Source organism: Leifsonia sp. NPDC077715 (assembly GCF_040686855.1).
Taxonomy (GTDB): Bacteria; Actinomycetota; Actinomycetes; order Actinomycetales; family Microbacteriaceae; genus Leifsonia.
In genome coordinates, this window is record NZ_JBFBOG010000002.1 from 357,063 (window position 1) to 371,338 (window position 14,276).

Annotated in this window: 14 protein-coding genes and 1 pseudogene; 8 read left to right on the plus strand and 7 right to left on the minus strand. The window is 69.9% G+C overall.

Annotation, left to right across the window (positions count from 1 at the left end):
• Positions 1-9: 9 nt before the first annotated feature.
• From AB0P25_RS08685 to glgX, 3 genes are read right to left on the minus strand one after another with little or no spacing between them, the layout of a single operon-like run.
• Positions 10-1,782 (minus strand): glycoside hydrolase family 15 protein, encoded by a 1,773-nt coding sequence (locus AB0P25_RS08685; protein ID WP_363806677.1) that lies wholly within the window; start codon positions 1,780-1,782, stop codon positions 10-12.
• 7 nt (positions 1,783-1,789) lie between these two features.
• A complete protein-coding gene (locus AB0P25_RS08690) occupies positions 1,790-2,647 on the minus strand; it encodes a serine/threonine-protein kinase (RefSeq protein ID WP_363806679.1) in 858 nt (285 codons plus the stop codon).
• A complete protein-coding gene (glgX, locus tag AB0P25_RS08695; protein WP_363806681.1) occupies positions 2,647-4,683 on the minus strand; it encodes a glycogen debranching protein GlgX in 2,037 nt (678 codons plus the stop codon). The genes AB0P25_RS08690 and glgX overlap by 1 nt, the downstream gene beginning before the upstream one ends.
• A gap of 198 nt (positions 4,684-4,881) precedes the next feature.
• Between glgX and AB0P25_RS08700 the strand changes: the two are divergent.
• A pseudogene (locus tag AB0P25_RS08700) lies at positions 4,882-5,460 on the plus strand (Pr6Pr family membrane protein); the annotation flags it as partial.
• A 39-nt stretch (positions 5,461-5,499) separates the two neighbouring features.
• On the opposite strand, the gene AB0P25_RS08705 reads toward AB0P25_RS08700, so the two are convergent.
• Positions 5,500-6,318, minus strand: coding sequence for a type II CAAX endopeptidase family protein (locus AB0P25_RS08705; protein WP_363808042.1), 819 nt, complete (start codon positions 6,316-6,318; stop codon positions 5,500-5,502).
• 211 nt (positions 6,319-6,529) lie between these two features.
• Here AB0P25_RS08705 and AB0P25_RS08710 point away from each other — a divergent pair, with 211 nt between their 5' ends.
• Entirely contained in the window at positions 6,530-6,823 is a 294-nt protein-coding gene (locus AB0P25_RS08710) for a DUF4190 domain-containing protein (protein ID WP_363806682.1), read from the plus strand.
• Between the two features lie 26 nt (positions 6,824-6,849).
• Here the strand turns inward: AB0P25_RS08710 and treZ are convergent, their stop codons facing one another.
• Together treZ and treY are read right to left on the minus strand one after the other, a co-directional pair.
• The gene (gene treZ, locus AB0P25_RS08715; protein ID WP_363806683.1) at positions 6,850-8,553 is read right to left on the minus strand and encodes a malto-oligosyltrehalose trehalohydrolase; all 1,704 of its coding nucleotides are present in this window, start codon (positions 8,551-8,553) and stop codon (positions 6,850-6,852) included.
• Positions 8,550-10,814 (minus strand): malto-oligosyltrehalose synthase, encoded by a 2,265-nt coding sequence (gene treY, locus AB0P25_RS08720; RefSeq protein WP_363806686.1) that lies wholly within the window; start codon positions 10,812-10,814, stop codon positions 8,550-8,552. Before treY ends, treZ begins: the two co-directional genes overlap by 4 nt.
• A 134-nt stretch (positions 10,815-10,948) precedes the next feature.
• Here treY and AB0P25_RS08725 point away from each other — a divergent pair, with 134 nt between their 5' ends.
• The 5 genes from AB0P25_RS08725 to AB0P25_RS08745 all read left to right on the plus strand — a co-directional run bounded on the left by AB0P25_RS08725 (position 10,949) and on the right by AB0P25_RS08745 (position 13,022).
• Positions 10,949-11,254 carry a hypothetical protein gene (locus tag AB0P25_RS08725; RefSeq protein ID WP_363806687.1) on the plus strand — a complete coding sequence of 102 codons (306 nt, stop codon included), beginning with the start codon at positions 10,949-10,951 and terminating at the stop codon, positions 11,252-11,254.
• 34 nt (positions 11,255-11,288) lie between these two features.
• Complete coding sequence (locus tag AB0P25_RS08730; RefSeq protein ID WP_363806689.1) at positions 11,289-11,846, plus strand: MarR family transcriptional regulator; 558 nt, start codon at positions 11,289-11,291, stop codon at positions 11,844-11,846.
• 63 nt (positions 11,847-11,909) lie between these two features.
• On the plus strand, positions 11,910-12,356 hold the full coding sequence (locus AB0P25_RS08735; RefSeq protein ID WP_363806692.1) for a MarR family transcriptional regulator: 447 nt from the start codon (positions 11,910-11,912) through the stop codon (positions 12,354-12,356).
• A 90-nt stretch (positions 12,357-12,446) separates the two neighbouring features.
• Positions 12,447-12,620 carry a CsbD family protein gene (locus tag AB0P25_RS08740; protein ID WP_064110646.1) on the plus strand — a complete coding sequence of 58 codons (174 nt, stop codon included), beginning with the start codon at positions 12,447-12,449 and terminating at the stop codon, positions 12,618-12,620.
• A gap of 132 nt (positions 12,621-12,752) precedes the next feature.
• On the plus strand, positions 12,753-13,022 hold the full coding sequence (locus tag AB0P25_RS08745) for a hypothetical protein (RefSeq protein ID WP_363806693.1): 270 nt from the start codon (positions 12,753-12,755) through the stop codon (positions 13,020-13,022).
• Here the strand turns inward: AB0P25_RS08745 and AB0P25_RS08750 are convergent.
• On the minus strand, positions 12,995-13,945 hold the full coding sequence (locus AB0P25_RS08750; RefSeq protein WP_363806695.1) for a helix-turn-helix domain-containing protein: 951 nt from the start codon (positions 13,943-13,945) through the stop codon (positions 12,995-12,997). The two genes, AB0P25_RS08745 and AB0P25_RS08750, sit on opposite strands and share 28 nt — an antisense overlap.
• An 85-nt stretch (positions 13,946-14,030) precedes the next feature.
• On the opposite strand from AB0P25_RS08750, the gene AB0P25_RS08755 reads away from it, so the two are divergent.
• Complete coding sequence (locus tag AB0P25_RS08755; RefSeq protein WP_363806697.1) at positions 14,031-14,246, plus strand: hypothetical protein; 216 nt, start codon at positions 14,031-14,033, stop codon at positions 14,244-14,246.
• Positions 14,247-14,276 lie beyond the last annotated feature (30 nt).

A 14,276-nucleotide genomic window follows, 5' to 3' on the forward strand; every position in this document is an offset into this window, starting at 1 on the left:
CAGGAAGACTCAGCGACTCAGGTCGGCGATCGTCAGTGCGGCGTCGATGAGGCCGAGGTGCGAGAGCCCCTGCGGGAAGTTGCCCCAGAAGCTGCCGTCCTCATCCATCATCTCGGCGTACAAGCCCACCTCGTTCGAACGCTTCACCAGGTCGTCCATCAGCTCGGTCGCCTCCCGCACGTCGCCGACGCAGGCGAGAGCCGCTGCGAGCCAGAAAGAACACGCGACGAAGGGCCGCTCGCCCTCCGCCTCCGCACCCGTGAACCGGTACAGCAGCGAACCGCGACCCAGCTCGCGGCGCAGCGCGGCGATGGTCGACCGCATCCGCTCGCCCCGGTCGAACCCGCTGGGGGCGTGCAGCAGCACGGACGCATCCAGCTCGTCCTCGCCCGCCACCATCGTGTAGGCGCCCAACCGCTCCGACCAGCAGTTCTCGTCCACCCACGCATGGATGAGGTCCGCCTCGCGCCGCCAGCGAGCCGGGTTGCCCTGGGCCTGTCCGAGCTCGGCCAGCTGCAGCGCCGACTGCAACGCCTGCCAGCAGCCCATCTTCGACGACGTGTGGTGCCGCAGCTCCGTCAGCTCCCACATCCCGGAATCCGGCTGCCGCCAGACGTCGCAGACGCGGTCCGCGACATCCGAGACCAGCCGCCGGGTCGGGACGTCGAGCACGTTGCCCTCGGCCGCGTACGCCAGGGCGACGCTCAGCAGGTCGCCGTACACGCCCAGCTGCAGCTGGGTCGCAGCGCGATTGCCGGTGACGACCGGCCCGATGTCGCGCCAACCCGGCACGTCGTGCTCCTGCGGTTGGGCCGAGGACTCCTCGCGGAGTCCGTACAGGATGCGCAGCTCGGCATGGTCGCCCTTCACGGCCCGCAGCAGCCACGAGATCGACGCGTGCGTCTCCTCGCGCAGGCCGAACCGGGCGAGCGCGCGCAGGGCGTAGGCGGTGTCGCGCACCCAGGCGAACCGGTAATCCCAGTTCTTGCCGCCGCGCGGCGTCTCCGGGAGTGAGGTGGTGGCAGCGGCCGCGATGGCGCCGGTCGGCGCGTAGAGCAGCAGCTTCAGCGCGAGGGCGCTCCGCTGCACCGCGTCCGCCCACGGGCCGTCGTACGAGAACGTCCGGGACCACAGCTCCCAGTTCGACACGGTGCGGTCGATGCCGAGGTCGACGTTGCCCGGCACGGGCAGGTGCAGCGGCTCATCCTGCGTCGCCACAACGGTCAGCGTCCGGCGGGAACCCTCGGCCACCCGGATGCGGCCGCCGAACCGCGCCGCGCTCGGGTCCTCCTCGGTGTCGTCCAGGCCGGTGACGCCGATGTTCACCGTCCCGACGCGCAGGATGCGGTTGCCGTCGATGTGCTCCGCCCAGGGGCTCGACATCCCCAGCACCGTGCCGGGCTCGACCGCCCAGTCCATGACGACCGTCCCGGACACGCCCTCGATGCGGCGCGCGAACTCCAGCCAGGGCAACCGGCCGGCGACGCCGGTGACCAGCGCGTCGGTGACCCGAACCGAGCCGTGATCCGTCGTGAAGGTCGTCTCGAGCACGTTCGTGCCGGGTAGGTAGCGGCGGCGGGACGTGAAGTCCGCGACCGGGTGCAGCAGCATCCGGCCGCCGCGCCCGGGGTCGAGCAGCGAGGCGAATACGGGCTGGGAGTCCAGGCTCGGGATGGGCAGCCAGTCGACGGTGCCGGACCGGTCGACCAGCGCGACGGTGCGGCCGTCGCCGAGGGCGGCGTGATCCTCGATGGCCGGTGCGTCCATCTCGGGCTCCGTCACGCCCTCGTCACGCCTTCGGCTGGAGGCCGGCGGCCGCGATGACGGCTTCGCGGAAGGCGGGTGTCAGCTGCTTCGCGGTGGGCCTCGCGGCCGGATCGCTCGCGGTCATGGCGTGCAGGATGCGCGTCCACTCGCCGGGCAGGTCGCCGGGCACAGGCGGCTCGTGATCCAGCCGGGCCATCGCCGACTCCACTGCGTCGCCCGGGTACGCGACCGACCGTGTGAAGCACTCGAGCAGCACGAGGCCGAGGGAGTAGATGTCGCTGGCGGGCGTCGCAGGGCGCCGGAGCGCCTGTTCGGGGCTGAGGTAGGCGGCGGTCCCGGTCGTCTTGCCGTCCTCCGGGGTGGCGGGCGCGTTCCGGATGCCGCTCGCGATCCCGAAGTCCGTGAGTCGGGCGCGGGCGCGGAACGTCGTCGTGCCGTACGAGACGAGCATGATGTTCGACGGCTTGATGTCGCGGTGGACGACACCGTTCGCGTGCACGTACTCCAGAGCCTCCGAGATGTCGTAGGCGACTTCGGCGATCTCCTCGACGGTCAGCTCCCGCTGGGCCAGCGTCGCTGCGAGGTCGGTGCCGGAGACGAGCTCCATGATGAGGAACGGCCGCGGGTCCTTCGGTGCGGTGTAGTCGATGCCGGCGTCGATCAGCGAGACGATGCCGTGGTGGCTGAGCCGCGCGAGCGCCGCCTGCTCGGTGCGGTACTGCGCCATCTCCTCCTCGCCGCCGGAGCGGTAGAGCTTGATGGCGACCTCGCGGCCGAGCAGTTCGTCGGTCGCCTTGAAGATGCTCGCCTCGCCACCGCGGCCGATGACGTGCTGCGGCCGGTAGCGGCCGAGCAGTGCCGGGATGGTGGACTCGGGCATCAGCTGTTCCGCGACCTCAGCAGTGCGAAGGACGACTCGCCCAGGATGACGCTGGCGCCGTCGCCCAAGGCGAGTTCGGGGTCGCTCGAGAGCTCCAGCTCCCAGGCCGAGCCCGGCGCGTCCGAGAGCACGAATTCCACCCCGTTGCCCGCGCCGTTCAGCATGAGCAGGAACGAGTCCGCGCCCTCGTGGCGGAGTTCGAAGGCGATCGAGCGGGCCAGCGGGTCGCCCCAGTCCTCGTCCGCGAACGGCTCGCCGTCCGCGCGGAGGATGCACACCACATCCGGGCCGCCGACATCGGGCGCGTGCCGGTACCACTCGGGTCGCAGCGCGGGCTCGGAGCGGCGCAGGCGGATGAGCTTCGTCGTGAACTCGTGAAGCTCCCAGTCCGCGTGCTCCCAGTCGAACCACGAGATCTCGTTGTCCTGGCAGTAGGCGTTGTTGTTGCCCTGCTGGGTGCGGCCGATCTCGTCCCCGCCGAGGATCATCGGCACGCCCGCCGAGAGCAGCAGGGTGGCCAGGAAGTTCTTGCGCTGCCGGGTGCGGAAGGCGTTGATGCCGGGGTCGTCCGTCGGTCCCTCGACGCCGTAATTGCTGGAGCGGTTGTCCGATTCGCCGTCGCGGTTGTCCTCGCCGTTGGCCTCGTTGTGCTTCTCGTTGTAGCTGGTGAGGTCGGCCAGGGTGAAGCCGTCGTGGGCGGTGACGAAGTTGACGCTCGAAAGCGGCGCGCGTCGCGAGTCCTCGTAGATGTCGGGGCTGCCCAGCACGCGCTGAGACAGCGTCGACAGCACGCCCGGCTCCCCGCGCCAGAAGTCGCGGACGTCGTCGCGGAACTTGCCGTTCCACTCCGACCAGTCGGCCGGGAAGCCGCCCAGCTGGTAGCCGGCGACATCCCACGGCTCGGCGATCATCTTCACCTGCGCGAGCGTCGGGTCCTGCTGGATGAGCGTGAGGAACGCGCTGTGCAGGCTGGCGTCGCCGCCCTGCCGGGTCAGGGTGGTGGCGAGATCGAAACGGAAGCCGTCGATGTGGAAGTCCTCGACCCAGTAGCGCAGCGAGTCCATGATGATCTGCAGGGCGGCCGGGTGACTGACGTTCCAGCTGTTGCCCGTGCCGGTCGTGTCGAAGTAGTGCGCGCCGTCGCCCTCGACCAGCCGGTAGTAGGACGGGTTGTCGATGCCCTTGAAGCTGTACGTCGGGCCGAGGTCGTTGCCCTCGGCGGTGTGGTTGTAGACGACGTCCAGGATGACCTCGATGCCGGCCGCGTGGAGCGCCTTCACCATGCCCTTGAACTCGTCGACCTGGTGCCCGGTGTCGCCGGTCGCGGCGTACTCGTTGTGCGGGGCGAAGAACCCGATGGAGTTGTAACCCCAGTAGTTGCGGAGGCCCTTCTCGAGCAGGTGCGCGTCCTGGACGAACTGGTGAATGGGCAGCAGCTCGACCGCGGTGACGCCGAGGTTCTTCAGGTACTCGACGGCGGCGGGATGCGCGAGCCCGGCGTAGGTGCCGCGGAACTCCTCGGGCACCCACTCCATGAGCTTGGTGAAGCCCTTCACGTGCATCTCGTAGATGATGGTCTCGCTCAGGGGTGTGCGGGGACGCTCGTGGTCGCCCCAGTCGAACTCCTGGCGGTCGACGGCGATCCCCAGTGCGACATGGCGCGCGCCGTTGGTGTCGCTGCGGCGCTTGGGCCGGCCGAGCTGATGGCCGAAGACGGCCTGAGTGTTGTCCCAGTGGCCGGTCACTGCCCGCGCGTGGGGCGGGAGCAGCACCTTGGCGGGCGAGAAGCGGAGACCGTTCGCCGGATCCCACGGCCCGTCGACGCGGAGGCCGTAGCGCGTGCCGGGCACGAGCCCGGGCACGAAGCCGTGGAAGACATGACCGGTGCGGTCGGTCAGAACGGTCTGCTTCTCCCGCCCGCGGTGATCGAAGAGCGAGACGATGACCTTGTCGGCGTGCTCGCTGTAGACGGCGACATTGGCGCCGCCCTCGCGCAGGGTGATGCCCAGCGGGTAGGGCGCGGAGTCGCCGCTCACGCGGCGGACCCGAGACGGGTGATCCGCAGGGAGCGGGGGAGGGGGCAGGGCAGGGACACGGTGCCTCCGATCGGCGGTAGACCGCCACGATACCTGCGCGGGAGCGCGGCCCTCCAGGCATTGACAGGGAGAGGTGGGGACGTTAGACGCGGGGACGCCGCCGGGGCAGCAGCGCTCGGCATCGTCGGCGGTCTCGTCGTGCGGTTGGATCGTGCCGACCGCTTCGAGCAGAGCGCACCCGCTCTGCTCGCCAACTACTTCAGCCTGTTCACCATCGGCTCGACGACTCTCTGCACGATCGCCCTCGTGATCGCCGCGGTGTGGGGCCTCCGCAACTCCCGCGCGTCCGAGATGCCGGGCTGGCTCACCATCGTCATGGCCGCTGTCCTGGGTCCCGTAGTCCTGTTGGGAATCGTGTACAACCTCCTCCTCCGAGGCGTCGATGGGACGGTCGACGCAGCCCACGTTCTGCTGTGGCGCAGCTTCGAGGTCGAGATCCTTCACGTGGCGCTGCCGATCTACCTGATCGCTGATTTCTTCTTCGCTCCCAGATATCGTGCCTTGCGTTGGTCGACGCTGGCTGTTCTGGTCGCCTATCCGATTCTCTGGACGGGTTACACCATGGTCCGAGGAGAACTGGTATCCAATCCTGATGGCAGCGCGCCGTGGTGGTATCCCTACCCGTTCCTGGATCCCCACCGGTCGGGATACGGGTCCGTGGCCGCCTATATCTGCGCCATCACCGCCGGATTCGTGCTGATCAACGCCGCGATCATCGCGCTCAGCCGGCTGCGCGATCGGGGCCGTGTGCGGATCTCAGAGCCGCTCGTCGGCGCGCCGGGTGGTGAAGCCGACGACGAGGACGCCGATGATCCCGGCGACGTAGCAGATCAGGGTGCCCGTGATGGGGGAGGGGCCGATGACCGTCAGATCCGGCCCAACCGTCGAGAAGTCCCAGAGTCCGTGCAGGACCATCGCCCAGATCAGTGAACCCGTCGAGCGGCGCAGGATGTAGAAGACGGTGCCGGCGAGGAATGCGAACAGGACCTGGGTGAGGGTGACGTCGACCTCTTGACCCAAGGCGACGTTGACCAGGTGCACGAGAGCGAACACCGAAGTGCTGATCAGCCACACCCACAGCTCGCCGAATCGGCCGCGAAGGCCGACGATCATCAGGCCGCGGAACGCGATCTCCTCGGTGAAACCCACGAGGACGACCAACAGCGATGCGGCGTACACGCCGGCGTGAATCGCCGACCAGTCCGTGTTCACGAAATTGACGAGCAGGCCGACCAGCATCAACGCGGGAACGAAGAGCGGCCACTTCGCGGCGCGACGCCGATCGAAGACTGCCGGCCGCCACCAGCCGAGAAGGCTCGTCACTACGGCGAGGAAGACCGCGGTGGCGATGAGCGGGATGCCCGTGCCGAGGAGCACGGCGCTCACATCGCGATACGCACCGTCGTAGGACACCCCGGAAACCAGCTGGAGTCCCGCGACGATGACGACGGAGGCGATCGTCGCGGCCAGGCCGATCCAGACCCGCGGCCGGATCCGGAGTCGCTCGGCGCGCGTGCTCGCTCCCTCTGCAGTATTCGTCGTCGTTTCGCGAGCGCTCGTCTGAGCGTCTGTCATCTCGGCCACTACGGCCCCCATCATCGATCGAAAGCGGATAATCCACGCGGAACGCGTGGGTCAACACCTAGATAGACGCGTCTGGGCCCGTCTTATGACGCGGTGGCCGCGCCGGGTGCGGTGATCGCCGATGAGTTGGTTCGGAGCGCGTCATAGAACGGCGAGCTCGTCGTCTGTCAGTGAGAGACGCCCGTTACGAGAAGGAGAGATCATGTCCGATGTCAGCCGTTCGATTCCACCGACCGACGCAGTACCGAGGATCGACGAGCCGCGGTGGAATGTGTTGGCCATCGTCGGTTTCGTTCTCTCGTTCGGGATCGGGATCGCCGGCGTCGTGCTGGGGATCATCGCGCTCGGGCGCATCAGCAAGACCGGAGAGCGCGGCGGAGGGTTGGCCATCGCGTCGATCGTCGTGGGCGCGCTCGTGATCGTCGGCACGTTCACGTTCAAGTTCAGCGATTGGGATGACAGCACGTTCACGTTGCTCGGGAACCTCCTGTACTGACGCAATCGCCATACGCGCCGTCAGGCTCACACTCTGGTGACCCGCACCGCCTCCCCGAACGCAGCCACCGCGCCCGCGGGCGCCTCGCCGAGCCCGGTGCCCGACAGGCTCGCTTCGACCAGCAGTTCGCCGCGGCGGAAGCGGAAGACGCCCTCGTCGTAGGCCACGTCGGTCGCGGGGGTGACGGCCGGGATGTCGCGGCGCAGGGCCGTGAGCGTCCGGTACCACTCCAGCATCCGCGCGTTGCCGGGCCGGGAGACCTCGGACCAGTCGAGCTTGGAGCGCTGGAAGGTCTGCGGGTCCTGGGGGTCGGGCACGACGTCCCGATCCCAGCCCATCTTCGCGAACTCCGCGAAGCGTCCGTCGGCCGTGGCCTTCCCGAGCTCCGGTTCGGGATGCGAGGTGAAGAACTGCCACGGCGTGGTCGCCGCCCACTCCTCGCCCATGAACAGCATCGGGGTGAACGGGCCCAGGAGGGTCAATGCGGCGGCGACGGCGAGGCGGCCCGAGTCGAGGGTCGCTGTGAGGCGGTCGCCGGCGGCGCGGTTGCCGATCTGGTCGTGGTCCTGGCTGAAGACGACGAGGCGCGTGAACGGGATGTCCTGGTCCAGCGGCCGGCCGTGGTGGCGTTCGCGGAAGCTGGACCAGGTGCCGTCGTGGAAGAAGCCGCGCTCGAACACCTTCACCAGCGCGCCCGGTTCGGCGAAGTCGGCGTAGTAGCCGGTGGCCTCGCCGGTCAGGTTGGCGTGGATGCTGTGGTGCACGTCGTCGTCCCACTGCGCGTGCAGGCCGTAGCCGTGGTGGGAGCGACGGCGGATCAGCTTCGGGTCGTTGAGGTCGCTCTCCGCGATGAGGGTGCGCGGACGGCCGGTCTCGCCGGCGAGCTCGTCGGCCAGGACCGCAAGCTCCTCGAGGAGGTGCGTCGCGGTGTGGTCCTGGAGCGCGTGCACCGCATCCAGTCGCAGGCCGTCGACGTGCAGCTCGCGCAGCCAGTACTCGGCGTTGTCGAGGATGTAGCGGCGCACCTCGTCCGACTGCGGCCCGTCGAGATTGACGTTGACTCCCCACGTGCTGGCGCCCTGCCCGAGGTAGGGGCCGAACTTCGGGAGGTAGTTGCCGCTCGGTCCGAGGTGGTTGTAGACGACGTCCTGGATCACGGCGAGGCCGCGCCGATGGCAGGCCTCGACGAAGCGCTGGTACGCCTCGGGGCCGCCGTACTGCTCGTGCACGGCGTACCAGAGCACGCCGTCGTAGCCCCAGTTGTGGGTGCCGTTGAAGGCGTTCACGGGCAGTAGCTCGATGGCGTCGACGCCGAGATCGATCAGGTGGTCGAGTCGGTCGAGGGCGGCGTGGAGCGTCCCCTCGGGTGTGAAGGTGCCGACGTGGAGCTCGTAGATGACCGCGTCGGTGAGGTCGCGTCCCTCCCAGGCGCCGTCCTCCCAGGCGTGCTCGCGCGGGTCGAACTCGCGGCTCAGCTCGTGGACGCCGCGCGGTTGCCGGAGCGAGCGCGGGTCGGGGAACGGTCCCTCGCCGTCGACGACGAACCCGTAGTCGACGGGCGCATCGGGGAGGCCGAGGGACTCCGCCAGCTCCCACCAGCCGCCGGTCGGGGCGTCGGCTGTCGCTGGCAGCGCGGTCAGCGGGAACGTTCCGAGACCGTCGATCACCACATCCACGGCGCGAGCGGCTGGCGCCCAGACCGGGAAGCGGCGCTCACCCCACGCGCTCACCGGGTCACCGCCAGAAGGGCGACGGGGTAGCGCTCGAAGACGGTGGCGAGCGGCACGCGCCCGCGGAACTCGCGGCCGGTGAGCTCATCGCGCGTGGCCGCGTCGCCGAGGTCGACCGTGGTGTCGGCCCAGCCGCCGGTGGCGGAGAGGCCGACAGGCAGGCGCGTCGCCAGGGCGATCGCGCCACCGCGGTCGAAGCCGACGAGGTGCCCTGCCCGGGAGCCCTCGGCATAGACGGGTCGGTACCCGGTGAACAGCTCGGGCCGGTCGCGCAGCAGGCGGAGCGCCCGGGAGGTGACCAGCACCTTGGCCGCGCCGGACGAGTCGATCTCGGGCAGCCATCCCTCGTCGATGTGCGCGAGCAAGCCGGCCGAGACGTCGAACTCCACCGGGCGGCGGTTGTCGGGGTCGACCAGCGATCGCTCCCAGCGCTCGGAGCCCTGGTAGACGTCCGGGCGTCCGGGGCTCAGGAGCTGCAGCAGCTTGGCGCCGAGACCGTTGCTCGCGCCCGGCGCGTCGAGCACCGCGGCCAGCGCCTCCACCTCGGCGTGGACGCGCTCGTCGTCGAAGGCGGCGTCGATCGCCGCCCGCATGCGGGACTCGAACTCCTCGTCGGGGTCGGTCCACGAGGTGGACGCGCCCGCTTCCCGCGCCGCCTTGATCGCGTAATCCTGCAGCCGCTCCCGCGAGGCCGGCCACGCGCCGACCACCGCCTGCCAGAGCAGGCTCTCCAGCGAGCCGTCGCCGAAGCCGACCCGCTCGCGCACCGTGCGCAGGAAGCGCTCGAACCGCCCGGGCAGCTCCGCGAGCACGGCGATCCGGGCGCGCGTGTCCTCGCCGCGCTTCGTGTCGTGCGTCGAGAGGACCGTCATGGAATCCGGGAGCCGGCGCTGCCGGTCCTCCTGCCGGCGGTGGAACTCCTCCGGCGACAGAGCGAACTCGGACGGGTCGCCGCCGACCTCGGTCAGCGACGTCAGGCGGGTGAAGCGGTAGAAGGCGTTGTCCTCGACGCCCTTCGCCATGATCGCGCCGGTGGTCTGCTCGAACCGCTCGCCGAGGCGGTCGGCGATGCGGGCGATGACGGGTGCGAGGTCGGGCCGGGACTCGGCGGCGGCGAGGCGCGCCTCCTCCAGGTACTCGGCGCCGAACGGCAGGTAGCTGCGGTACACCGGGAACCAGGCGGCCAGCTCGGCGACGGCGTCCGCGGTCTCCTCGTCGGTGCCCTCGCCCAGCTCGCGCACGACCCGCAGCACCTCGGAGCGCAGGATGCTGTCGGCGACGGCCCGCTTGCGGCCGTGGACCAGCTCGGTCCAGTCCTGGTTCTCCTCGCGCTCGTCCAGCTCGCCGGCCACGGCGGTCAGCGGTCCCTCGCCCGCGGGGTCGACGAAGACGCGGTCGATCACGCCGAGCGCGTCGTACCCGGTGGTGCCCTGGACAGGCCAGTCCGGCATCTGCTCGTCTCCCTCGATGATCTTCTCGACCCAGATCGGGGCGTCGCCCGCCAGGGCGCGGAGGCGTTCGAGGTACTGGCCGGGATCGCGCAGGCCGTCCGGGTGGTCGACGCGGAGGCCGTCCACCAGGCCCTCGTGCAGCCAGCGGCCGATCTCACGGTGCGTGTCGTCGAAGACCTGCTGGTCCTCCACGCGCAGGCCCGCCAGTGTCGTCACCGCGAAGAAGCGGCGGTAGTTCATCTCTGCGTCCGCCCGCCGCCACGACATGAGCTCGTAGTTCTGACGGTCGTGCACCTCGCGGGGCGTGCCGTCGCCGGTGCCCGGCGCGATCGGGAACCGGTGGTCGTAGTACCGGAGCTCGCCGTCCTCGACGCGCAGCGCATCCAGGTCGTCCGGGCCGTCGCCGAGGACCGGCAGCCGGAGCCTGCCGTGGCCGAACTCCCAGTCGATGTCGAAGTACGGCGCGTACCGGGACTCCCGGCCGTGGGTGAGCAGATCCCACCACCACGCGTTCACGGCGGGGGTGGCCACACCCATATGGTTGGGGACGATGTCGACGAGCACCTTCAGACGGCGGGCGTGCGCCGCGTCGCAGAACTCCTTCAGTGCCTCCGGGCCTCCGCGGGACGCATCCACGCGGCTGTGGTCGACGACGTCGTAGCCGTGCATCGAGCCGGGCTCGGCTTCGAGCAGCGGCGAGAGGTAGACCCAGTCGGCGCCGAGACGCTGGATGTGGTCGAGCACCTGCGCGGCGTCGCGGAGAGTGAAGTCGGGGGAGATCTGAAGGCGGTAGGTGCTCACGTCGTTCATTCTCCGGGAGCGCGGCCTCCGCGAGCAGGCCTTGAAATCCCTCCCTGGGAAGATTGCTAGACAAGCAAGCAATATGATTAGACTAACTACATGTACGTCCGCAGAACCGGGCGTGCCAGAAGGGAAGCAGCGGGATGGGCGTGCTCAACTACGGCGGGACGGACTACCTCTTCGGCGACCGGCTGCTGTCGCACCTGCAGGTCGTGATCACCACGAAACTCCGCCGGCGCGAGTCCTTCACGCTCAGCTGGATCCCCGACGGCGACGGCGGGCGTGAGGCGATCTGGGTCGACAACGGCCTTCCGATCCGGTTCCGCTACGACGAGTCGAACATCGCTCCGCTCAACCGGGAGTGGCTGGATGCGCTCATGGACGGGACCCACCGGCCGAACGGGCTGCTCGTCATGCCCGAGCCGGTCCTGAGCGCGGCCAGAAGCTAGACAGCCTCTTTACTCGGTGCCCTATCGTTAAGCCATGACGTCCGATACGCAGGAATCGGCGCGCCACTACTGGTACCAGGACGAGCCGGAGGATCGCTCGCGCGGCCTCGCGGTGCTGGAGGCCATGCGCGCCTACGGTGCCGCCGAATCCGCCATGCGCCGCCGCTCGGAGGGCGTGCTGCGGATGAGCGAGAACGACGTGTCCGCGATGCGCTACCTGTTGCGGGCGGGCGAGGAGGGTCGTTCAGTCGGGCCCAAGGAGCTCGCCGAGTACCTGGGGATCCAGAGCTCGTCCGTCACCGCGCTGCTCGACCGCCTCGAGCGGGCCGGCCACATCCGGCGCGAGGCCAGCCCGTTCGATCGCCGCGCCCTGATCGTCGTGCCGGTGGTTCCGCAGGACGAGTTGCAGCGCGCCATCCTCGGCGACATGCGCGATGAGCTCGTAACGGTCGCCGCCTCGCTGACCCCGGAGGATGCGCGCACCGTCGTCGGCTTCCTCCGCCGGATGCGCGACGCCGTCGACGGGATCGACGCGGGCCGTGAGACGCGCGGTCCGAACCTCGGGCGTCCGCGTGTCGGCGGCACCGCGTAAAATCGCCCCATCGACGATCAGCACACCGGGGGCTACTGGTACGACCGTGCCGACTCCCACACCGTGGAGGTCCTGAACGCACTGCGCGAATACCGCGCGGCCGAGCAGGCGATGCGCCGCCGTACCCGCGAGTCGATGCGGATGGGGGAGAACGACCTCCGCGCGCTGCGGTTCCTGCTGAAGCGCCAGAATGAGGGCGATCCGGCCACCCCCGCCGAGCTGGGCGCTCTGCTGAAGCTGAAGTCGTCCTCGGTCACGGCGATGCTCGACCGTCTCACGATCGCGGGCTGGGTGAGCCGGCAGCCGCATCCCCGCGACCGTCGCTCGCTCGTGATCGTGGCGACCCCCGGTGCGGACGACGAGGTCAGGCACACCCTGGATGCCATGCACCGCCGGATGCTGGCGGCCGCGACCGAGCTCGACGCGCGGGAGGCGGAGGTCGTGACGGGCTTCCTCGGCCGCATGTCGGCGGCGATCGATGCGCTGGACCGGCGGGATGCGCCTGCCTGAGTACCCGGTGGGACGTCGCTGAGCGGGGGTAGACCCGATTCCGTGACGGTGGGAACGTCTGTGGCGAATCGGACCACGAAAGGGGACGTCATGGGACTCGACGACAAGATCGAGAACGCCGGCGAGAAGCTGGGCGGCAGCGCCAAGGAGGCCACCGGCAAGGCGACCGGCGACGAGCGCCTCGAAGCCGAAGGCAAGGGCGACCAGGCCAAGGCCGACCTGAAGCAGGCCGGTGAGAAGGTCAAGGACGCCTTCAAGAACTGACCCATCACCTCGACGTCCCCGCACGGTTCGATCGTGCGGGGACGTCGTCGTCTCCCCGCGCCGATCGCGTCATCTCCGGTTCAGCGCACATTCATCTTTCGTACACCGCGTCCGCGGAGTAGTTTCCGCTGCATGGGAGACCGATCGGAGCGCGCTCGGGCCCGGCGGCTCGCCGGCGCGGGCGGCGTGCTGGCGGCACTCGCCCTGATCGCGACCGTCGCTCTGGCGGTCGCCATCCCGACGCAGGGGGAGAATCCGCGCGCCTGGGGAGTCGTGATGTGCGGGCTCGTGACCGTCGCCCTCTGCGCCGATCTGGCGGTGCGCAACTGGCGGCTGCTGCGGCACTACCGCGGCGACGATCTGGTGCCGCGGCGTCAGGCCCGCGCGAAGGCTGCGCGGTAGCGGGTCGGGGGCACCCCGACCTCCGCGTCGAAGTGGTGCCGGAGCAGGGTCGCGCTGCCGAAGCCGCACCGGCGGGCCACCTCGTCGATCGGGAGGTCGGTGGTCTCGAGCAGCAGCCGGGCGTGAAGGATGCGCTGGGTCGTGAGCCACTGCATGGGCGGGACCCCGGTCTCGGCGACGAACCGCCGGGAGAAGCTGCGGGTCGACATGTGGACCCGCTCGGCGAGGCTGCCGACGGTGTGCGTCTCGTCGAGGCGGTCGGTGAGGTCGTCGAGCAGTTCGCTGAACGTGTCGTCCTCGCAGTCGCTGACCGGCTTGTCGATGTACTGCCGCTGGCCGCCGTCGCGCTGCGGCGGGACGACCATGTTGCGCGCGATCGTGTTGGCGACCGCGCTGCCGAGCTCGCGGCGGACCAGGTGCAGGCTGGCGTCGATCCCGGCGGAGGTGCCCGCGCTCGTGATGATGCGGCCGTCGTCGACGAAGAGGACGTCCGGATCCACGCGGGCCGCGGGGAAGCGGCGCTGCAGTGCCTCTGCGTAGCGCCAGTGCGTGGTGACGTCGTGACCGTCGAGCAGGCCGGCGGCGCCGAGGGCGAAGGCGCCGGAGCAGACGCTGAGCAGGATGGCGCCGCGGTCGTAGGCGCGGCGGAGCGCATCCAGGAACTCCGGCGGGTACTCGTCGCGGACGGTGGCGGCGGGAACGGCGATGAGGTCGGCGTCCTCCATCGCCTCGAGCCCGTAGGGCGCGGTCAGCGTGACGCCGGTCGGGTTGACGATCGGCTTGGCGGGGTCGATCGCGCAGACGCGGAAGTCGAACGGCTCCAGCCCGGCGTAGCTGCGATCGAGGCCGAAGACCTCGCAGACGACACCGAACTCGAACATGGCGAAGTCGTCGATGAGGGGGACCGCTACGGATCGGATCATGCCGTCAGTGTACTGGCCGGATCTTTACGAAGATAGACCTGAAGCCATCTCGTGACCGGATATTTACGTTCGTAACGTAGAGGACATGGCGAACACGACATGGACACAGGGAATCGACCACAGCTGGGTGGCACGCCCGGCACGACTCGACGGAGGGGAGCCGGTCGAGCGGCGGCGCTTCCGCCTCAGCGAGTGGCTGCCGGCGGCGATCCTCGCCCGCGGCGGATCGGTCACCCGCGAGACCGACCGCGCGCTCAGCGATCTGCGCGCCGCGCAGGCCGCCCGCGAGACCGGCCGCTGACGCCTCCGCCGCGGCCGATTCGGCACGAAT